The sequence below is a fragment of the Bacillus sp. SYZHCR11 genome (genome assembly GCF_057196865.1).
Map to the genome: position 1 here is coordinate 749,887 of NZ_JBXUND010000001.1, position 21,187 is coordinate 771,073.

The 21,187-nt window shown below is 47.4% G+C and carries 19 protein-coding genes and 1 riboswitch; all 19 genes read right to left on the bottom strand.

The window, feature by feature from the left end; genetic code table 11:
* Window positions 1-63: 63 nt before the first annotated feature.
* Window positions 64-1,374: a uracil permease PyrP gene (gene pyrP / locus AC2CGA_RS03270; RefSeq protein ID WP_014304978.1), complete on the bottom strand. Its 1,311-nt coding sequence runs from the start codon at window positions 1,372-1,374 to the stop codon at window positions 64-66.
* 154 nt (window positions 1,375-1,528) lie between these two features.
* On the bottom strand, window positions 1,529-2,074 hold the full coding sequence (pyrR, locus tag AC2CGA_RS03275) for a bifunctional pyrimidine operon transcriptional regulator/uracil phosphoribosyltransferase (RefSeq protein WP_003154392.1): 546 nt from the start codon (window positions 2,072-2,074) through the stop codon (window positions 1,529-1,531).
* Between the two features lie 188 nt (window positions 2,075-2,262).
* Window positions 2,263-3,177: an RluA family pseudouridine synthase gene (locus tag AC2CGA_RS03280; RefSeq protein WP_003154395.1), complete on the bottom strand. Its 915-nt coding sequence runs from the start codon at window positions 3,175-3,177 to the stop codon at window positions 2,263-2,265.
* A gap of 1 nt (window position 3,178) precedes the next feature.
* Entirely contained in the window at window positions 3,179-3,640 is a 462-nt protein-coding gene (gene lspA / locus AC2CGA_RS03285) for a signal peptidase II (RefSeq protein ID WP_003154398.1), read from the bottom strand.
* 101 nt (window positions 3,641-3,741) lie between these two features.
* Entirely contained in the window at window positions 3,742-4,113 is a 372-nt protein-coding gene (locus tag AC2CGA_RS03290) for a TraR/DksA family transcriptional regulator (RefSeq protein WP_014304976.1), read from the bottom strand.
* 149 nt (window positions 4,114-4,262) lie between these two features.
* The gene (gene ileS, locus AC2CGA_RS03295; RefSeq protein ID WP_014304975.1) at window positions 4,263-7,028 is read right to left on the bottom strand and encodes an isoleucine--tRNA ligase; all 2,766 of its coding nucleotides are present in this window, start codon (window positions 7,026-7,028) and stop codon (window positions 4,263-4,265) included.
* 341 nt (window positions 7,029-7,369) lie between these two features.
* Complete coding sequence (gene divIVA / locus AC2CGA_RS03300; RefSeq protein WP_003154406.1) at window positions 7,370-7,864, bottom strand: septum site-determining protein DivIVA; 495 nt, start codon at window positions 7,862-7,864, stop codon at window positions 7,370-7,372.
* 94 nt (window positions 7,865-7,958) lie between these two features.
* Window positions 7,959-8,729, bottom strand: a complete 771-nt coding sequence (locus AC2CGA_RS03305; RefSeq protein ID WP_014304974.1) for a YlmH family RNA-binding protein — start codon at window positions 8,727-8,729, stop codon at window positions 7,959-7,961.
* Between the two features lie 61 nt (window positions 8,730-8,790).
* On the bottom strand, window positions 8,791-9,069 hold the full coding sequence (locus AC2CGA_RS03310) for a YggT family protein (protein WP_003154408.1): 279 nt from the start codon (window positions 9,067-9,069) through the stop codon (window positions 8,791-8,793).
* 6 nt (window positions 9,070-9,075) lie between these two features.
* On the bottom strand, window positions 9,076-9,534 hold the full coding sequence (gene sepF / locus AC2CGA_RS03315) for a cell division protein SepF (protein WP_003154410.1): 459 nt from the start codon (window positions 9,532-9,534) through the stop codon (window positions 9,076-9,078).
* A complete protein-coding gene (locus AC2CGA_RS03320; RefSeq protein ID WP_024085283.1) occupies window positions 9,531-10,223 on the bottom strand; it encodes a YggS family pyridoxal phosphate-dependent enzyme in 693 nt (230 codons plus the stop codon). Before AC2CGA_RS03320 ends, sepF begins: the two co-directional genes overlap by 4 nt.
* Window positions 10,224-10,227: 4 nt before the next feature.
* A complete protein-coding gene (gene pgeF, locus AC2CGA_RS03325) occupies window positions 10,228-11,064 on the bottom strand; it encodes a peptidoglycan editing factor PgeF (protein ID WP_057080698.1) in 837 nt (278 codons plus the stop codon).
* A 154-nt stretch (window positions 11,065-11,218) separates the two neighbouring features.
* Window positions 11,219-11,470: a YlmC/YmxH family sporulation protein gene (locus AC2CGA_RS03330; protein WP_003154415.1), complete on the bottom strand. Its 252-nt coding sequence runs from the start codon at window positions 11,468-11,470 to the stop codon at window positions 11,219-11,221.
* 60 nt (window positions 11,471-11,530) lie between these two features.
* A complete protein-coding gene (locus AC2CGA_RS03335) occupies window positions 11,531-12,811 on the bottom strand; it encodes an acetylornithine deacetylase (RefSeq protein WP_484480122.1) in 1,281 nt (426 codons plus the stop codon).
* 73 nt (window positions 12,812-12,884) lie between these two features.
* Window positions 12,885-12,989, bottom strand: a riboswitch (TPP riboswitch).
* 4 nt (window positions 12,990-12,993) lie between these two features.
* Window positions 12,994-13,791, bottom strand: coding sequence for an ABC transporter ATP-binding protein (locus AC2CGA_RS03340; protein ID WP_024085281.1), 798 nt, complete (start codon window positions 13,789-13,791; stop codon window positions 12,994-12,996).
* Window positions 13,792-13,919: 128 nt separating this feature from the next.
* Window positions 13,920-14,702 carry an RNA polymerase sporulation sigma factor SigG gene (gene sigG / locus AC2CGA_RS03345; protein ID WP_003154420.1) on the bottom strand — a complete coding sequence of 261 codons (783 nt, stop codon included), beginning with the start codon at window positions 14,700-14,702 and terminating at the stop codon, window positions 13,920-13,922.
* A 140-nt stretch (window positions 14,703-14,842) separates the two neighbouring features.
* Window positions 14,843-15,562, bottom strand: a complete 720-nt coding sequence (sigE, locus tag AC2CGA_RS03350) for an RNA polymerase sporulation sigma factor SigE (RefSeq protein ID WP_007409714.1) — start codon at window positions 15,560-15,562, stop codon at window positions 14,843-14,845.
* Between the two features lie 57 nt (window positions 15,563-15,619).
* Window positions 15,620-16,549, bottom strand: a complete 930-nt coding sequence (gene spoIIGA / locus AC2CGA_RS03355; protein WP_024085280.1) for a sigma-E processing peptidase SpoIIGA — start codon at window positions 16,547-16,549, stop codon at window positions 15,620-15,622.
* A 216-nt stretch (window positions 16,550-16,765) separates the two neighbouring features.
* Window positions 16,766-21,061 carry a S8 family peptidase gene (locus tag AC2CGA_RS03360; RefSeq protein WP_139885268.1) on the bottom strand — a complete coding sequence of 1,432 codons (4,296 nt, stop codon included), beginning with the start codon at window positions 21,059-21,061 and terminating at the stop codon, window positions 16,766-16,768.
* Window positions 21,062-21,187 lie beyond the last annotated feature (126 nt).

Below are 21,187 nucleotides of genomic sequence, written 5' to 3' on the forward strand. Positions count from 1 at the left end.
AGAGCCGTACAGCTTCTTCCCGTTATAACCCTTCCAAGCCTCTCTGGACTTTCTTTAAAAGGTTTACATATGATTTGGTTTTTCTGATGCAATCGCGTCTTCTTCATTTGCATGCGGCAGGATAAGGTTCAGGATGACTCCGACGATTGCCGCAAGCGCCATGCCGGATATTTGGAACCCGCCTTTTGATACTTGAATAAAAGCCCCTCCGACGCCGATCACGAGGATGACGGATGTGATAATTAAATTTCGCTTGTTTTCATAATCAATGTTGTTGTCAATCAGCATTCTCAAGCCGCTGGAGGCAATGATTCCGAAGAGCAGGAAGGAAACGCCTCCCATAACCGCGGACGGAACAGAGCTGATCAGCGCTGAAACTTTGCCGATAAATCCGAAGCACAGCGCAATCACTCCTGCGCCGCCGATGACAAAGACGCTGAAAACTCTCGTAATTGCCAGGACACCGATGTTTTCGCCGTATGTTGTCGTCGGCGGGCCGCCGATTAACGAAGCGATAATCGTCGCTACGCTGTCCCCCATTATGGAGCGGTGCAGTCCCGGCTTTTTAATAAAATCCTGTCCGACGACTTTACTCAGCACCATTTGGTGGCCGATATGTTCTGACATCGTCACGAAAGCGACCGGCACCATCGCAGCGGCAATGCCCAATGTCACTGACGGCGTGTAGTCTTTGAAAGGGATGATAAATTCAGGAACGGCGAACCATTTTGCATCAATGACCGGCTGAAAATTGACGATGCCCTGTGTCAGCGCAAACAGATATCCGCCTATAATGCCGATCAATACCGGAATCAAGCTTAAAAATCCCCGTAAAAAGATGGCGCAGATAATGGTGATGGCCAAAGTGACGCCGGCTACACTGAAATGTTTCAGGCTGTAAACGAGTTCCTTCGCATTCGGATCAGCATACATTGCCATATTGACGGCTGTGCTTGCCAGTCCGAGACCGATGACGATGATGACCGGCCCGACGACCACCGGGGGCAGCAGCTTCATCAGCCACCCCGTTCCAAGCTGCCTGATGAGAAGCGCGATCAGGCCGTACACAATTCCCGCCAGGAAAGCGCCGACCATGGCAGCCCCCGGTCCTCCCGTCGCCTTCACCAAGATAATTGGTGATATAAAGGCGAATGATGAGCCGAGATAAGCGGGAATCTGGCCTTTTGTCACCAAGAGATAGGCGAGTGTCCCGATTCCGCTCGTGACAAGCGCCACTGCCGGGCTCATTCCGACCAGTTTCGGCACGAGTATGGTTGAACCGAACATGGCGAATAAATGCTGCAGGCTGAATGACAGCCAGGACAATGGATTGGGGACGTCCTTGACTCCCAGGTTTACTTTTTTCTTACTCATGGCGTTTTCCTCCCGGTTGACTTTCAAATGGTATAAAAAAACCTCTTTGCTTTTTGCGCAAAGAGGCATACAAAGCCCGGCCGCGTCGATCCGCCCGGCTTTGTGTTTTAAAATCCTCTTTGCAAACTCTCTGGAATGCATTTAAAAAGGGTGATTATTCATTTTCGTAAATGGCGACCATATCAGTCTGATCAACTTCGCTCAGCTGAACCATCACTTTTTCAGCTTTTGAGGTCGGAATGTTTTTCCCGATATAGTCCGCTCTGATCGGCAGCTCCCGGTGTCCTCTGTCGACAAGCACGGCAAGCTGTATCGATGACGGCCGCCCGACATCAACGAGAGCATCCATCGCAGCTCTCACCGTCCGGCCGGTATAAAGCACATCGTCAACCACAATGACCTTTTGGTCTGTGATATCGGCCGGAATGTCCGCGCCTTTTACAAGCGGCTCTTCATTGCTCGTTTTTTTTGTGAGATCGTCACGGTAAAGGGTGATATCGATTTCCCCGACGGTGACCGGATTTCCTTCAATCTGTTCGATCCGCTCGGCCAGCCGCTTCGCTAAATAAATACCTCTTGTTTTAATCCCTACAAGAATGCAGTCATTCATTCCTTTATTCCGTTCGATCATTTCATGGGCTATCCTTGTCAGCGCCCTTCTGATGGCCTGTTCGTCGAGAATAACAGCTTTTTGATTCACTCGTGACACCTCTCCATTCGTATATAAGAAGAAAAAACCCCTCCTGCCAGAGCATAGAGGGGTTCCTTTCCAGGACCAAGACACACGTGTATCTCTTCTGTCCTATCCGTTATCCTTCTCAGCCTCTCCGGACTGTGTTAAAGAATCTATTCAGCTTGTTTTTATTATTTCAGAAAAGAAACTCGCTGTCAATGGCTATTTCTCAAATGTTCAATGAGTTTTTTCATATCTTCAGGAAGGGGCGCTTCAAACTCCATGTATTCGCCCGTCCGCGGATGGTCAAAACCTAATATTCCGGCATGAAGCGCCTGACCGTTGAAATCAATGGTTTTTCTCGGTCCGTACTTCGGGTCGCCTGCCAAAGGAAATCCGATATATTTCATATGAACACGGATCTGATGCGTTCTTCCGGTTTCAAGACGGCACTCTACGAGCGTGAAATCTTGAAAACGCTCAAGCACGTGGAAATGCGTGACGGCATTTTTGCTGCTTTCTCTTGTTACGGTCATGCTTTGTCGGTCTTTTTTATCTCTCCCGATCGGAGCGTCAATCGTTCCGTCATCATGTGAAATCAACCCGTGGACAACCGCTGTGTACTTTCTCGTCACGGTTTTATTGACGAGCTGATTAACGAGTGATTCATGCGCCATATCGTTTTTGGCGACCATTAACAGGCCGGAGGTATCTTTATCAATCCGGTGGACGATTCCCGGGCGCATGACGCCGTTAATGCCTGAAAGATCATTGCAGTGAGCCATCAGTCCGTTTACGAGAGTCCCTGTCACATGGCCGGGAGCCGGATGTACGACCATGCCCCGCGGTTTGTTCACAACCAAGACATCCTGGTCTTCATAGTAAATGTCCAAATCCATCGGCTCTGCAAGCACGTCCAATTCTTCCGGTTCAGGAATGGTGACGTTTACCTGATCGCCGGGCTGCATTTTATAATTCGCTTTTACGGATTTGCCGTTAACGGATACCAGTCCCTCTTTTACCCATTGCTGCACTTGAGTGCGTGACCAGTTTTCTCCCGTTGAAGCCAAAAATTTATCAATCCGTTCGCTCTTTTGTTCAGGCTGAACGGTTATCTCAAATTGATTCATGTTATTGCTCCTTCTTTTTCCCGCTGTCAAACAGCATATGAATAAATAAAAGTATTACACCGACGCACAGTGAGGAGTCCGCGATATTAAAAATCGGATAGTGATAATCCACGATGATGACATGAATAAAATCCACCACTTCCTGGCGCGCCGCCCGGTCAATAAAGTTTCCGGCCGCACCTCCCAGCATTAAGCCGAGAGAAATTCCGAGTAACATCTGCCCTTTTGCATAACGCTGTATGTAATAAACGATTCCGATAATCACGGCGATGGTAATGACGTAGAAAAACCACATTTGGCCGGCTAAAATCCCCCACGCCGCTCCCGTGTTGCGATGAGATGTGATATAAAGCACCTGGTCGATGACAGGTATGCTTTGTCCCAATTCCATATGGCTGACGACAAGCCATTTGGTCAATTGGTCGGCAATAATAATAAAAAGAGCGATAAGATAATAAAGCACACACGTTCCTCCAGTATACAGTTACTTTTATCCTTTATGAATTTTATCAGTAAAAGATGCCGGAGTAAAGGCAGATCATAAGCGTATACAAACAGACGCTGTCACTCATACAGCGCCTGATCATATGCATAATCTCCGGTTACCCAGTATGGAAGGGTTTTCTTTTCAAATTGAGCGGGATAATAAAAATCATCAGCGGTTCTGGCCGTCGGCAGCACCGCAAGTTTTTCAATCGGAATGGGGGCGCCTGTTTTTTCACAATAACCGTACGTATTGTTTTCAAACTTAGACAGGGCAAGAAGAACATCCTGAAGTTCTTCTTTTATATGATAGATCAGAGTTGCTTCTTGGTCGTTCATTGAAGGTTCAACAGATGCTGACATTTGAAAGCAAGAATATTCGAATAATCTTGATTGAAGTTCTTCTTTCATCATGAGAAGCTCCGTGTGGATTGCGGTCAGTTGATCATTCATTCATCACAACTCCTGCTCTTGATGTTATAGCTTTATTGTTGCCCTCAGAGCGCCATTTGAAGCCCATAAGAATTTTCCTGCCGTTCTAATCGATGACATTGCTGGCATGTAAAAAAGCGCCCGGCTGACACCGGGCGCTTTCTCATTTATTATTTTTGATAATATTTTTCAACGATTTCCGCATTGCGCAGTGATAATGTCGGATATTTCGGATTGGCTCCGACATCTTTAGAAATTACGCGGGAACGCTCACACATCTGGCCTTCCGCTTTTTCTACGGTCATTTTTCCTGTTGTAAAGCTTTGCGCGTTTTCCGGCGCTTCACTTTCGTCTTTTACTGTCAGTTCTGAGACGATAAACAGCTGCGCGATGTTTTCTTTAATGGATGACAAGAGGTCGCGGTTTTCTTTGTTCGGATACAAAGTCAGGCTCGCTTCCAATGATCTTCCGATAATTTTTTCGTTACGGGCTGTTTCCAAAGCTTTCAGCACGTCGTTTCGAAGCTCCATGAAGCGGTCGAATTTTTCTTCTGTCGCCTGACTGTCCGGAACAGCAATGGTTTCCGGCATATCTGTCAGCTGCACGCTCGCTTCTTCAACAAATGATAAGTGAGACCACATTTCATCCGCCGTATGCGGGAGAATCGGCGCCGTCAGTTTCACTAACGCCAGCAGCGTTTCATAAAAGACGGTCTGCATGCTGCGGCGGTCCGGATGATCCGCATGCTCGATGTACACAACATCTTTTGCAAAATCAAGATAGAAGGAGCTGAGCTCGATCGTACAGAAATTGTGAATGCTGTGATAAACAACCGCAAATTCGTATTCATCGTACGCTTTTTTCACCTTATCGATCAGCTTATTCAGCTTGATCAGCATATATTGATCCACTTCGCGGAGATCTTTTACATCCACGGCATTGATGCTTGGATCAAAATCGAACAGGTTGCCGTGAAGGAAGCGGAACGTGTTGCGGACTTTCCGGTATACTTCCGCGACCTGCTTCAGAATATCTTCAGAAACCGGGTGATCGGCCTGATAGTTTACGGAAGATACCCATAAACGCAGAATTTCAGCTCCAAGCTGTTTTGCGATTTTTGTCGGGTCAATCGTATTGCCGAGTGATTTACTCATTTTACGGCCGTTTGCATCAAGTGTAAATCCGTGGCTTAATACGCCTTTATACGGCGCTTTGCCGGTGACTGCAACAGCGGTGGAAAGAGATGAGTTAAACCAGCCGCGGTATTGGTCAGAGCCTTCAAGGTATAAATCAGCCGGACGGACAAGATCATCTCGTTCTTCAAGAACGGCCTGATGGGAAGAACCTGAATCAAACCATACATCCATAATGTCTTGCTCTTTCGTGAAGATTCCGTTCGGGCTTCCCGGATGTGTAAATCCTTCCGGCAGGAGGTCTTTTGCCTCTCTTTCAAACCATACGTTTGAGCCGTGCTGTTTGAACAGCTCAGACACGTGTTCAATCGTTTCGTCAGTGATGATCGGCTCACCGTTTTCTGCATAAAATACCGGGATCGGAACACCCCAGACGCGCTGTCTTGAGATACACCAGTCACCGCGGTCGCGCACCATGTTGTAAAGGCGCTGTTCGCCCCACTCCGGCACCCACTTCGTTTGTTTGATGGCATCAAGCAGATCGGATCTGAAATCTTTAATTGACGCAAACCATTGCGCAGTCGCTCTGAAGATCGTCGGTTTTTTCGTTCTCCAGTCATGCGGATAGGAGTGTGTAATAAACTCGAGTTTCAAAAGCGCGCCGTTTTCTTCAAGCTTCTCCGTGATCGGTTTATTGGCTTTATCGTAAAACATTCCTTCAAAGCCCGGCGCTTCGTCGGTCATGTTTCCTTTTTCATCAACAGGGCACAGTACTTCTAAGCCGTACTTTTGGCCGACGATAAAGTCATCTTCCCCGTGGCCCGGGGCAGTATGAACACAGCCTGTTCCGGCATCGGTTGTGACGTGGTCACCGAGCATGACGAGTGAATCTCTGCCGTACAGCGGATGTTCTGCAGTGATGTATTCTAATTCTCTGCCTTTATATGATGCGACAACTTCAGGATTTTCAAAGCCGCATGCCTCCGCTACGTTTTCGATCAGTTCAGCCGCCACTACATAACGCTTGTCTCCAACCTTGATGACATTGTATTCAAGATCAGGATGAACGGAAATTCCGAGGTTGGCAGGCATCGTCCACGGCGTCGTCGTCCAGATGATGAAGCTTTCTCCGTTTTCCAGAACGCCTTTACCGTCTTTCACTTTAAACGCAACATAAATAGACGCGGAACGTTTGTCCTGATATTCAATTTCCGCTTCTGCTAAGGCAGATTCACTTGAAGGCGACCAGTTGACCGGCTTCAGACCTTTATAAATATAGCCTCTTTTCGCCATCTCGCCGAAAACGCGGATCTGCTGCGCTTCAAATTCAGGCTGAAGCGTAACATACGGGTTTTCCCAATCGCCTCTGACGCCGAGACGCTTGAATTGTTCGCGCTGTCTTTCGATCTGCTGCCATGCATAATCTTCGCAAAGCTTGCGGAAATCAGCGACGGACATTTCTTTCCGGTTTACTTTTTTGTTTTTCGTCAGCGCCGTTTCAATCGGCAGTCCGTGCGTATCCCAGCCCGGCACGTACGGTGCGTTGTAACCGCTCATTGATTTATAGCGGACGATGAAGTCTTTCAGGATTTTGTTCAGGGCATGGCCCATGTGGATGTCTCCGTTTGCATAAGGAGGTCCGTCATGCAGCACGAATTTCGGGCGGTCTTTCGTCCGTTCTTGAACAAGACGGTAAATGTCCTGCTCCTCCCAGTCTTTTTGCATGTCCGGCTCACGATTCGGCAGATTTCCCCGCATCGGAAAATCTGTTTTCGGCATTAACAGCGTATCTTTGTAATCCATTTTCATTCCTCCACAACATTTTTCAGAAAATAAAAAAAGCCCTCTCATCCCATAAGGGACGAGAAAGCTTATCTCGCGGTACCACCCTTTTAGAAAAAACGGATCATCCGTCTTTTCCTCTCGAACATCGTAACGTGATGGAACGTCCTTTCCTACTCTCGGTTCAGAAAGGAAACTAAAGGGCTGATCTGCATGATTCCGGCCATCCCGGGCTTTCACCTTCCCCGGTTCGCTTTATAGCCTGTTTTGAGTCATGCCGGTCCCTTTCAATCGTCTTTTCATCTGAATTTATGAACGTATTATATTCGAACGGGCCGAAGAATGTCAAGAAAATCAGAAAATTATTCTTTTTCCTCAAATACCGCGTCGACTTCGTATTCCAGCAGATGATCCCAATCATCGTTCTTCAGCAGGTCAAGCTGCGCTTCAATCAGCATTTGGAAACGTGTTCTGAAGACTTTAGACTGTTTTTTCAGCTCTTCGATTTCCATTGCGATTTTTCTTGATTTGGAAAGTGACTCATTGATGATGCGATCGGCATTTTTTTCTGCTTCACGGACGATCAGCTTCGCTTCTTTCTGCGAGTTGCGCTTTACGTCTTCTGCTGCTTCCTGGGCTACGAGAATTGATTTATTCAGCGTTTCTTCGATATTGGCAAAGTGGCCGATTTTTTCGTCCAGCTCGTTCACTTTCGCCTCAAGCTCCGTTTTTTTACGGAGTGCGATTTCGTAATCTTTTCTGACCTGCATTAAAAATTCATTTACTTCATCTTCATCATATCCGCGAAAACCTTTTGTAAACGTTTTGTTATGGATATCATTCGGCGTTAATGGCATATTGCCACCTCCATTTTTACATTTCAGTACGGTTATCTAGTTCACATTATAAAACAAATACGGCACAGATGGAGAAAAAAACTGAAAAAACGACTCATTTTTGCCGTTCAAATGTAACTTTCCATTTGTCTTTTTTCGTTTTTCCGTCAACTTTTGCCAAACTGCATCGTCCGAAGCCGCGAATCGAGAGCATGTCCCCTTCAGCAACCTGAAAAGACGGATCTTCAATAGCTTTCCAATTCACCTTAACGAGCCCGTTTTTCACAAGCGCCTGCGCTTTCTGCCGGGATTGCCTGCTCATTGAAGCGCAGACGGCGTCGAGACGCAATGAAGAAACCGTGTCATCCCTTATTTCGACATCTGAAGCGGGAATGTGAAGAGCGGAAAGCTCGATTTTCTCAAGCTTTACCGGCGCTTTGCCCGCCTTCGTCAGCTGAGTGCTGACAAAATCGGCGATTTCACCGGAGACGATGAGCTGCACGGCTTCCTCTGAGAAAATCAGATCGCCGTATTTCTGCCGCTTTAAGCCGACCCCCATTAATGATCCTAGAAGAGAGCGGTGGTCAATGCTGACGAATTTTTCAGCGTATTGAACGTCAAAAGCCCGGAGCTCAAAATCATCCTGTTCAGGTTCCATATATTCAGGGTATAAAATCGCGCGTTTGCGCTCAGCTCTGTCATATCCTCCGAAAAACGCAAGACCGCAGGCGTCGCCGATAACGGCTTTTACAATCACCTGTTCCCTGGGATCTAAGAAATCAGTCAGCTTCATCCGATACTGGTCCAGGACAATCTGTTTCCATTCAAGCACCTGATCAATAAAAGGCCGCTCGTCTTGTCTGAAGTGCTGGTAAATATCGCTCATGTTCTTTCCTTTCTATGTAAAGAGGCTTGGCTGGTGCCAAGCCCGTATCAAACTGTCGCATTCAAGTATACATTGCGATCATGCGGTATAGGCCCCAAAGTCCCGTCGTGGCAAACCGAAGCACGATAATCGCTACAATCGGGGATATATCCAGCATGGCAATGGGCGGAATGATCCTTCTGAACGGCTCTAAATACGGTTCGCAAATCGCTGCGAGAAACCGTCCGACCGCCGTTTCTCTCGTACTCGGCACCCATGACATAAAGATATAGATGATCAGGGCAAACGAGTAGATGTAAATTAAATAACTCAGAACGGAAAAAATTTGATAAAGAATCATCCTGCTTTACCACCTCTGATGTTCGTCTTCATTTATAAGCTCCGAAATCGTGCCGGAAACGTCGACATTATCAGGCGTGCACAGAAAAATATCTGAACCGATTCTCTGAATGTCGCCGCCGATGGCGTAGACGGTACCGCTTAAAAAGTCGACGATTCTTTTCGCCTGATCATGCTGGATGCGCTGCAGATTGACGACAACCGCCCGCCTGTTCTTTAAATGATCGGCGATTTCCTGCGCTTCCGCATATACACGCGGTTCACTCAAGACCACTTTAGAGGATTTCTGAACACTTTGCAAGCTTACTACGTTCTGCTTGCCCTGCGGCTTCTGAGCGTAAGCAGGCTGTTTATCTTTCTGCTGTTCATGCTCTTCCTGATGATCCTGCTCCGTTTCAATGTATTCGTACTCGTACTCCTCCTCATCCATTGAGAAAAAGTTTTTCAGTTTATTTTTCATGCTCATTTGTTTACACCCCCCGGTTCATTTCCGACTAATGAAGAGCCGATTCTGATAAAAGTTGCGCCCTCTTCAACAGCGATTTCATAATCATTTGACATGCCCATTGACAGTTCCCGGCACGGCGCGTTTGTCTGATTCAGTTTTTGCACCTGATCCCTCAGATCACGCAATTGCCGGAAGCAGGCTCTGATCGTTTCTGTATCGTCTGTCAGGGGAGCCATCGTCATCAGGCCCTCTACAGAAATGTTTCTAAACTCAGAAAGCTCTCTGATAAAGGGGATGACCTCCTCTGTTTTCAAACCGTGCTTAGACGGCTCAAGCGAAGTATTCACCTGCACAAAACAGCGAACCGTATGCTGCGCCCGTTTTTCAATCTCTTTTGCCAATGACAGTCTGTCTAAGGAATGAATATAAGATACACGGTCAACGACGGCCTTCACCTTTCTGGACTGAAGACTGCCGATAAAGTGCCACTTCGGGCTTCCTTTGATGACTTCCTGCTTATGGATAAGCTCGGCATCCCGGTTTTCTCCCAGACTTGTAATACCGGCATCAACGGCCTCTTGAGCCCTTTCAGCTGATACGTATTTTGTAACCGCGATGACGGTAACATCTTCGGGGCTTCGGCCCGATCTGTTACATGCTTCGTTTATTCTTTCGTTTATATGTCGTAATTGATCAGCAACACGCAAGATCTTATGCCTCCTTCATTCCGATAAAGGACATCATGCGTCCCGTTTTCCCTTTGTCGCGGCGGTGTGAAAAGAATAGTTCACGCTCTCGTTCGGTGCATAATCCGCTGACTGAAATGTTTTCTTCCGGAATGCCGCAATGTATCAGAAGAAGACGGTTGACCTCTTTTAAATCAAGTTGATACTGGCCTTTTTCCGTTTCGCATATGGCGGATTCAGCCGTAAAGGGCAGCGCCCGCACTTCATTGATGACGCGGTCGTCGACTGTATAACTTCCCGCGCTGATGGACGGACCGATGACAGCCTGAATATCTGTTAAACGGGAGCCTTCTTCGTTTACCCAGCGTTCCGTCATGATGCGTCCGATTTGTTTGACCGTCCCCTTCCATCCGGCATGGGCAGCGCCGATAATGGATTTCACCGGGTCATAAAAATACAAGGGCACACAGTCCGCAAAACAAAGGGCCAAAAAAAGATTCGCATCTTTCGTGTAGAGCCCGTCCGTCCCGCGGAATGCGGAAGAATAGTCTCTCGCTCCTTTTCCTTTATCCCCGGCTGTCACGCGCCGGACGCGGTTTTCATGTGTCTGGTCGGCGAACACCCAGGAATCCAGATCAGTACCGCATAAGGACGCTATGACTCCACGGTTTGTCACAACATCATGAGCTTCGTCCCGGACGTGCAATCCGGTATTTAATGACTCATACGGAGGATTGCTGACACCGCCGTTTTTCGTTGTGAATCCGGCGATGACCTTTGTGTTAAGCTGATTCACACAGTTCCAGTCTTCTATCATGAGTGCCGAGGGGGTGGTAAGACTAAACGGGTGATATGTATTCATGGAGATCCAACCTTTCGACAAACATTAAAAAAGCGTAATTTCCCACTCATTTTAACACAATTTTAAGCATACGTTTAGCGGCTGATTGAAAAATGAGATAAATAAATGTGCCGGAAACATTGAGATTTCCGGCTTTTTACAAGTAAAGGGAGGATTACGCTCCCCCCTTTGGTTCATTTACACGCACTAAGATGACATCTTCCCCAATTTTAACTATATTTCGCCAAGGAATGATCATTTCCTCTTCTTTTCCGAAAAAACCGAGAACTTTTCCGCTGCCGCCTAAAATAATCGCCTGAATTTTTCCCGTTGTCACGTTAATATCAATATCCCCGATGCTTCCGAGTTTTTTTCCGTTCGACACGTTTACCACATCTTTTATTTGAAATTCAGATATGCTGATCATCCGTATCACGCCCTTTGCCCGTTCTTTTTCCTATTATATGAACGGCCGGGCTGAACCTTGTCACATCGGGCAATCTTTTTTGCGGCTGCACCAGCCGAGAATAAATCTCAGCATGATTTTCGTATAGTCCATAAGCTCATCAACGGACACTTCCTCGTTTACGGAGTGGGCGTTTTTTAAATCGCCGGGGCCGTATATGACGCTCGGAATCCCGGCCTGATAAAGCCATCCTCCGTCTGTTACGGTTTGGGAAACATCAATGACGGGCTCCTGTTTTTTGACGGCAGAGTGTGATGCAGCCAAGACAGAAACTGCCGGATGATCCGGATCGATTTCCAGCGCCGGGAACACCTCTCCTCTGTCTTCAATCATCGAAGATCCGCCCCATTTGAACACCGGCCTGTTTTCTTTGAGCCACAGATCACTGTCAGCGACACGATTAATATAGTCTTCGATTTCTGCGGCTGCTTGTTCGTGCGTTTCGTTCGGATAAAAGTGGACGGTGATCCATAACCGGCATTCATCGGCGACAAACGCTGCGTGTCTTCCGCCTTCAATGACGGCGGGGTTGATCGTATTGGTGCCGGGCGCAATGCCGGGATAGCTTTTCGTTACCGCCCAGTGGCGCTCCAGCTCTCCCAAGGCAGTGATGATTTTCGCCATTTTTTCGATGGCGCTCGCTCCGAATGTGCCTCCGCCCGCATGAATCATATTGCGCCTCATGCCGTCATGAAATGTTTGTTTGCTTTTCAATTCTATCCAGCCGGTGATGACACCGCCCTGCCCTTGAATATGCAGGCTGCTCGTATCCGCGACAACCGCAAAATCCGCGTGATAGCCGCGTTTGCAGCATTCCAGCGTCCCCGCCTCGCCGACTTCTTCTCCGATTACAGACTGTACAATGAGGTCGCCCGGAAGCTTAATGCCGGCATCATGGATCAGCTTCAGAGAGAAAAGAACACACGCCAAACCTCCTTTCATATCAACGGCGCCCCTTCCGATCAGCATGCCGTCTTTTACGAGCGGCTGAAACGGGTCAGAGTTCCAGTCTTCGCCCCCGGCTTCTGCCACATCAATGTGTCCGTTTAAAATCAGGCTTTGATGCCTGCTTGAATCTGTCCCTTTTAAAACACCGACTACATTCGGATCTTCCGGATACACATCCCACATATCGACCGAGCAGCCCGTTTCTTTTAAAAAGCCGGCCACCCACTTTTGGGCTTCTGCCGTATTTCTTGCAGGCGGAGCCGGTGTCGGAAAGGCGATCAACCTTTCAGCTATTTGTATTAAATCGCCCCGCCGTTTCTCCGCCTGGTGTAACAGCATATCAATCTGATGCATTGGAAATCTCCCCTTTGGCTGTATCAAAAAACCCGTTTCATTAAAATAAAACGGGTAAAAAACGGATCTTCCTCCGCTTTTTTCACCGCTTCCCTCCGCCGGCATGATCCGGATCAGGTCCGTTAAGGGTTGAGACAACGTCTCTCTCAGCCGCATGGCAGCACCCCCAGGGTGAATTGATGTTATTTTACGGATGATGCCTCTTTTGCACGTGTTAAAAACGGGCGGCCATTGTTCCATAAGACATTGACAGGCGTATCGAAAAACGCTGTAAGCCGCTCGTCAGAAAGCATATCCCTGATTTCCCCGGAGGCGAACACCTCGCCTTGTTTTAAAAGCAGCGCCTGATCAAATACCGGCAGAATTTCTTCAGCGTGATGGGTGACATAAAGGATGGACGGCGCATTTTCTTTTTCGGCGATCGACGTAATCGTGTCCAGCAGCTGCTCCCTTGCCATAAAATCAAGACCCGTCACGGGCTCGTCCAAAATCAGCAGTTTGGGATCAGCCATAAGCGCCCGCGCAATCAGCGCTCTTTGTCTTTCCCCTTGTGATAATGTTTCGTACCGCCTGTCGGCGTAACTGATGGCGCCCAAATCCTTCAGAAGACCGATCGCTTTTTCCCTTACCTGCTCACTCGGAGTTTCGTACAGCCCGATTGAGGCGTACGCGCCGCTGAGGGCGATTTCAAAAGCGGAGTCCGCGGCATATAATTTGTGCTGAAGACCTGCCGAAACAAGGCCGATTTTCCTTCTGAGCCTGTCACCGAGCTCTGTTTTGCCGAACTGATGGCCGAGCACCTGCATCTCTCCTGAAGTGGGGAAGTAATAAGAGCATAACATATTCAGCAAAGCCGTTTTTCCGGCTCCGTTTAATCCGTACAGCACCCAATTTTCGTTTTTCTCGACGCGCCAGTTAATATCTTTCAAAATCCATTTCCCGTTTCTTTTTAATGACACACTGTCCAGCTGTAAAATCATTGCCGTTTCCCCCGTTTACTTTATTTAAATTTTCTAAAAACTTTTACACATTAGAATACATCACTTTTTTGCAAACGTAAACCATCGCATGAAAAAAGCCTTTAAACAAGGTTTAAAGGCTTTTTCCGTTATTGGTGGATATTTTTATTCATTTGTTTAATGGCTGCCTTTTCAAGCCTTGAGACCTGAGCTTGGGATATCCCGATTTCTTCAGCGACTTCCATTTGGGTTTTCCCTTGGAAAAAGCGCTTTCGCAAAATCATTTTTTCCCGTTCGTTCAGTCTTCTCATGCCTTCTTTCAGAGCGAGCTCCTCAATCCATTGTGTATCCTTGTTGCGCTCATCGCTGATCTGGTCCATCACGTAGATCGGATCGCCGCCGTCATTATAAATCGGCTCAAACAGTGAAACCGGATCCTGGATGGCGTCAAGGGCAAACACAATTTCTTCATGGGGCACTTCAAGAACTTTGGCGATTTCCTCTGCTGTCGGCTCCCTGCTTGTCTCACTGATTAACCGCTCTCTTACTTGAAGCGCTTTATATGCGATATCGCGAAGCGACCTCGAGACGCGGATCGGATTGTTATCCCGCAAATATCTGCGGATTTCTCCGATGATCATCGGTACAGCGTATGTTGAAAACTTAACATTATGGCTTAGGTCAAAATTATCAATGGATTTCATTAGTCCGATGCAGCCGACCTGAAATAAGTCATCAACATACTCTCCTCTGTTGTTAAACCTCTGAATGACGCTTAAGACAAGGCGCAGATTGCCGTTTACAAGCTTTTCCCTCGCTGAATCATCGCCCTCATCCTGCAATTGCCTAAACAGCTTTCTCATCTCTTCATTCTTGAGCACCGGTAATTTGGAGGTATCCACCCCGCAAATTTCGACTTTATTTCTTGACACGTTTTTCCCTCCCACTAGGAGCTGCTGTACAACGTTAAGTATCTCCTCGGGTGGGAAAAATATGCACCGCCATTTTACAGAAATAAACATCCGGCGGCGGCAATCCTTGCAGCAGTAAGGGCTGTCAGATGGAAAAAATTTTACACCATTTTGTTAAACTCTTTTCTCAGTCTTTTGATAATCCGCTTTTCGAGCCGGGAGATATAAGATTGTGAAATCCCCATCATGTCGGCTACATCTTTTTGGGTTTTTTCTTCTTCTCCGACAAGCCCGAAACGCAGTTCCATAATCTGCTTTTCTCTTTCGTTTAATTGCTCAAGCGCTTTTTTCAAAAGTTTTTTATCCACATTGGCTTCAATGTCTTTCGTAATAATATCATCATCTGTGCCGAGCACATCCGAAAGCAGCAGTTCGTTTCCGTCCCAATCAATGTTCAGCGGTTCATCAAAGGACACCTCTGAACGGATTTTATTGTTTCGGCGCAAGTACATTAAAATTTCGTTTTCAATACATCGCGATGCGTAGGTGGCGAGTTTGATTTTCTTTTCCGGATTAAACGTGTTTACCGCTTTGATCAAACCGATGGTGCCGATGCTGATTAAGTCCTCGATATTGATGCCGGTGTTTTCGAATTTGCGGGCAATGTAAACGACAAGACGTAAGTTTCTCTCAATCAGGATGGCCCGCGCCGCCTGATCCCCGCTCGGCAGCTTTAATAAGAGCACCTGCTCCTCTTCTTTAGACAAAGGCGGCGGCAGCGCCTCGCTTCCTCCTATGTAATACACTTCATCGCTTTTCAGTCCGAGTTTCATCAGCCATTTATACCACAAATATGTCAGACGCAGCTTAAGTTTTTTCATCTTCCTCCCCCTTCTAAATACCACGCGTTTTGAGTATGATGAATAACAGACTTTTCGTCAGGAAACATGTTTTACAGCCTTCCCTGTCAGCATCTTCGGATGAACGATTCCGTCAAATTCACCGTCAGCGGATAATGGCTTCGTGCTGATGCCGATCAGGCATTTTTCACATGCGATCATCTCGTCTTTTGTTAAAATCGTGACGTAATCCGGCTTTAAACAGAGTAAAAATTGATTGTCCTGGCCGACGCCCCTGTATGGAATCAGCCTCAGCTTATCCGCATGGCGGAACGAATCATCAAGCTGCTCTATCACTTCAAGCGGACTGGCGGATTTGATGAAGTCCGTTTCCTTTTCGCTGAGGATCGGAGCGAATTTGTTAATGTGAAGGATCATGACCGGCGTTTTCGTCAGCGGATCATACAGCTGATTCCCGGAATCCACCAATCCTTTCGCGCGGATTGTCTGTCCGCTGAATTCCGCCTGCACCATGACAAGTTCATCGTACTGAATGGACTTCGTCTCGATGTCTTCAATTCTCTTTTTCGAAAAAAACCATATGGCCGGAAATCCGATAACTACAAACATCCAGCTGATCGGGTCGCCGAATCCGGTCTGGCTTGTAACCATTACGCCTTGCTGCACAATTGATTCTGTCTGCAGCAGGGAATGTACGCCGATCATTCCCCCGCCGACGAGAAAAGTCGCGAAATAAAAGGCGAACAAATTTTGAAAAAAGTATCGGAACCGTTTAAAGCCAAAAGCCGTAAGCACGATGACTACCGAAAACGCCATTTTTCCCGCCGGATGCTCCACAAAGGGAGAAATAGGCGTAAACATCAGAAGCACAATGGCTGACCCGATGAAACCGCCGGCGGCCACTCTTCTTTTTTTCACCTGGCGTTTTAAAATAAAGGCGGTCAATAAAAGCAAAAGAGAATCAAAACAAAAGTTCAACAGCCAAATGACATCCAGATAGATTTTCACATCTGACCCCTTTCCTCTTTTGTCTTACATATCTGTTTCTCTCTCTTGTTTCATAAGTATAAAGCAAGCTCTGTGGGAAAGTCTGTCAATTAATGTTGAGGGTAAAGTACAATTTTTAAGGGATAACCGTTTTATTTGTCGAGGGCCGAAAAGGTTGATTTTCTATTGTCCCCTTCAACTAAAAAAGCGCTGCCGTGATTTGGCAGCGCTCTGTTTTTACTCATTGATATAAAGTTTTCCTTTAGCCGTCTGTCTCGTTTCATTTCCGTAGTCATCTCTTGCGATAACGTCAATTTTTGCTCCGCTTGCTTTGATGGAAGAAGCCGCCGTCCAGTAACCCTCATATCGTCCCGGAGAAATTTCTCTCAGCGGAAGCTCTGTTGCGTTTTGGCTCCCTGCCCGGGCGTTTGTCAGAGGCAGACGGATCACGAAGGAAGCGTCTAATTTCTTTCCGCTTGAAAAAGCGATTTTCACTGATTCTCCGGCTTTTAATTCCTTATCCGCTCCGGGAACCAATCCGGAAATGACGGGAGCATTGTAATTGACATCGATTACCGTCTTTTTCGTTGTTTTGTTACCAGCTTCATCTGAGGCCGTGACCTTGATCTCATTGCTGCCGTTTTCCAGAAGGGTTCTCGCTTGATAAGAACCGTTATTTACTTCAGCTTTTTTTCCGTTCACCTTTACCCATTTTAAATGGGCGTCGTGCACTTTTCCTTTTACAGTCACTGCTTCTTTATTTGTTTTATCACCGTTTGCCGGACTGTCAATCGTCACATCAGGCTTATCCTCATCCAGTATGACCGTGACAGGGCGTGACTCGTCGGTTGACCCGCTGTCTGTCACAGATGCCGCTGTCAGCCGATTGCCATCTTTAGTGAGTGTGACACCGGCCTGGAAACTGCCGTCTGCATCTGCTTTCGTTTCTGCGGCGGTTTTACCGTTATTGGTAAGACGGACAGCGGTTTTTGGTGAAGCCGTTCCTTTCACCGTGATTGACTTCTTGTTTGTAAATGACCGGTTTTCAGGCGACGTTATCTCAGGCACAGAAGCTTCGTAGTCGACCAAAGCCCTGATCATAAAGTTTCCGTCTGATTTATCGGCTTTTGACCAGCGGCCGTCGAGGTATTGCCAGTTTCTGTTCGAGTACGGACTGCCGTCATCAGATGACAGGGCAGGTGTATAAGGATCGGGTTTCGTCTGACGGAACACAAGATAAAAATCCTTTCCGACCGCGATTCCTTTTGAGCTGAGATCCACTTTGGTCCACTCGCCGTTTCGAAGCGCTTCAGCTTGGAACGGGCCGGCAATTTTGCTGCCCGGAGCTCCATCAGGGCCGGATGCATCATATACTTCTGCTTGAAATTCGGTACCGCCCGGATCAGGCCAGTCGGCGCCCCAAAATTTAAAAAGGCCTCCCGTCAGCATACCGTGTTCTTTTCCGTCTTTGAGGGTCATCTTAACGGCAGATTTGCTGCCGGCTTTAAAATATGACAGCGCGGCTTCTTCCGTCCCGTTATCATAGGCGATTTCCCCTTCATAACCGACATACGGCTTAAGCTTGACGTTTTTTTCAGCATCTCCTTTGATGTCGACAGAAAATTCGCTATTGTAAAAGCCTTTTGCCGCTACTTTGATTGTGTAGGAGCCTTCGTACGCCTTAAGCGAATATTCCCCTTTATCGTTTGTCACCGCCGGCTCAATTGCGGCATCCTCGGCCACATAAAGCGCAGCCCCTTTTACCGGTTCGCCTGTGGACTGATTGGTGATGGTTCCTTTTAGCGTGCCGGACGGCATTTGCTCCAGTGTAAAGTCTGCCTGCGCGGTTTTGTCTGCTTGAACAGAAACTTGTTTCGAAGCGGACTTAAATCCGTATGCCTCGGCTTTCAGCGTATAGTTTCCCGCTTTATGTGACAGGCTGTAGCTTCCGCTTGCAGGGTCGGAATATACGGATTTCCCCGTCTCGGCGACACTGATTTGCGCTCTGAGCGGCAGGAGGTTTGTTTCACGTTTCACTCTTTTTCCGGGTGATTTCACTGCCGGTTTGGCCTGTTTCGGACTGATGGCTTTTTTCTTCAGGTGGCCGGGAGGTGTTTGTCTATTGTGTTTACTTTTTTTAGCCGCCTTGCCGAGAGGGCTGCTTGAAAGCCGGACATCATCGATATACCATCCGTCTTCATTGAGTACTTCGTCAGACTGCATATTAAACATGAGCTTTATGTTTTGGCCTTTATACGCAGATAAATCCGCCTCTTCATCATTCCATCCTGCGGAATCACCATTGTAAACGGCCGCCTGCTCCCAATTTGATTTCCCTTCCGGCAGAACGAACACATACCCGTAATCAAAAAATTCTTCGAGCTTGTGCCAGCTTTTAAATTGTAAAAACAGCCGCCCTGTTTCCGGAACTTGAATCGGAGGCATCACGAGATTCATGTTGGCCGAATCGGCATAAGGGCCGGACAGATTCGTCGCATACACTTTATCTCCGGAAAATGCGGCGCCGGGCCCTGAACCCGGGATACCCCATTCCCATTGATCATGTGTCCCGTAACTGGACCAGCCCGCCGGCTGTGATTCAAAATCCTCTTTGTATCCCGCCGTAATGCTCGGTTTCACGTCAGCCCGGTACGTATCAGATTCTACAGAATGACCTCCGAAATCTTTTATGGTCCATTTATAACTTATCTTGCTTCCCGTTATGTCCGGAATCTCCGCCTGGTATGTTCCCTTTTTTTCATCACCGCTTTTTTGAACGGCGGCTGCCGTTTTCCACTCTCCTTCATCAAACTGATAGGAGAGGATCACCTCAGTTATGCTTACATCATCTTCTGCTGTAACCGTTAACGGAAGGTTTGCCCCTTTGTAAGCCTCTGAGACCGGTTCATGATGAAAGCTGGGCGGATTGTGATCTTCGCCCGCAGAAGATACCTTGCCTTCTACGCTTCCGATTCCGTCCGTTACGGCAGAAACGGCATCAAAAGCGTTAACGAGACCGTGGCCGTAACCGTTATTCGGTGATTCCGGAAAAACGGAATCTGTCAGCTTTTCGGCGGTGCGCGTCAAAACGTCTTCTATTTCATCGACCGTAATAGAGGCGTTCGCCTGCCTTAACAAAGCCGCCGTCGCCGCCACATGCGGCCCGGCCATTGAAGTTCCGTCCCAGCCGCCTTCGTATGTTCCTCCAGGAATCGAAGAACGGATATTCACTCCCGGAGCCGAAATGTCCGGTTTTGTTTCATGATACGGTGAGGGGCCTTGAAGTGAGAAATCAGCGAGTTTCTTGTCGATGTCAGTCGCACCTGTCGCAAATGCTTCAGGATAATTGGCCGGATTTGCGATTGAACCCGGTCCTCCCGGTGTAAATAAGTCTTCATTTCCCGCAGAGAATTCCGGAAAAATCCCTGCCGCTCTCCACGCATTCACCATATCGCGGTACCACTCGTCCATTCCCGAACCGCCCGCCCAGGAATTATTGACAACATCCGGCGCCATCTCGGGATGCGGCGTGCCGTTTTTATCTTTAGGCGCAAGCACCCATTCACCGGCATCCAAAATATCGGCATCGGTTCCTCCGTCATCTGAAAATGCTTTTACTGCGATCCATTTCGCCCCCGGAGCCACACCGATTTGATTTGAGCCGTCAGGTTCTGAACCCGTCATGGTCCCTGTTACATGAGTGCCGTGTTCAAGATCGTCGTAGGGAGCGTCTTTATGGGACACGGCATCATACCAGTTCTTTTCATGATTCGGCGCTGCGGGATTTTCAGGATCGTAACCCCGGTATTTTTCCTTAAGCGCGGGATGATCCCACTGAACTCCCGTATCAATGGAGGCGACAACCGTGCCGGTTCCGTCGTATCCTGAGGCCCAGGCCTGCGGCGCATCAATTTGGCTGATATTCCATTCGATGCCTTCCTTTGCTTTGACCTCTTTTTGTTTTTTCTTCATTTGAAAAGGAGCTTTTGCTTGCCGTTGAGTAAGCTGACGTTTTTCATTCGGAAGAACTTTTTCTACTTCAGGAAATGAGGCGGCTTTTTCCATTACCTCTTTCGAAGCAGTAACTGCCATTCCGTTGACAATATAATAGGAATGGATGTGATCAGCCTTTCCTTTCTTTTTTTGTTTTTCCAAATATGTTTTCAGATTCTGCTGCGCATCATGAGCTGCCAGTTTTAAAGAAGAAACAACGGCTGACCGCTTTTGATATTCGGTTTTTGCTGCGGAAAGCGAATGAGACTCGGCATTTTTTTCTGCTTCTTTGACCGCTTTTTTCGTATTGGCTTTCTCTTTAAATTTGATAAGAAACGTGACTTTATCATTTTTTTCAAAACGCTTCTTGACTGAATCGGAAATCTTATGCTGAATGCTCTTAGAGGAAGAAAGATCTTTGGTGAAAGAAACTGCCCCCGGTGTGCTGTTCGCTCCGGCTGCACCCGGAAACAACAGTGAACTGACGACAATCGCACTTAAAACGGAGCCTGTCCATCTGTTTCTCGTTTTTTTCTTCAATCGTATCCCCCCTTATTTGGTAACGCCCTATAAAATGTGTATCCCCCCTTCATAATTGGAATCGTTTGTCATTTCGATGCTGTACGTTAAATGTAGACAATCTTCCATCCAGATATTGTCACATTC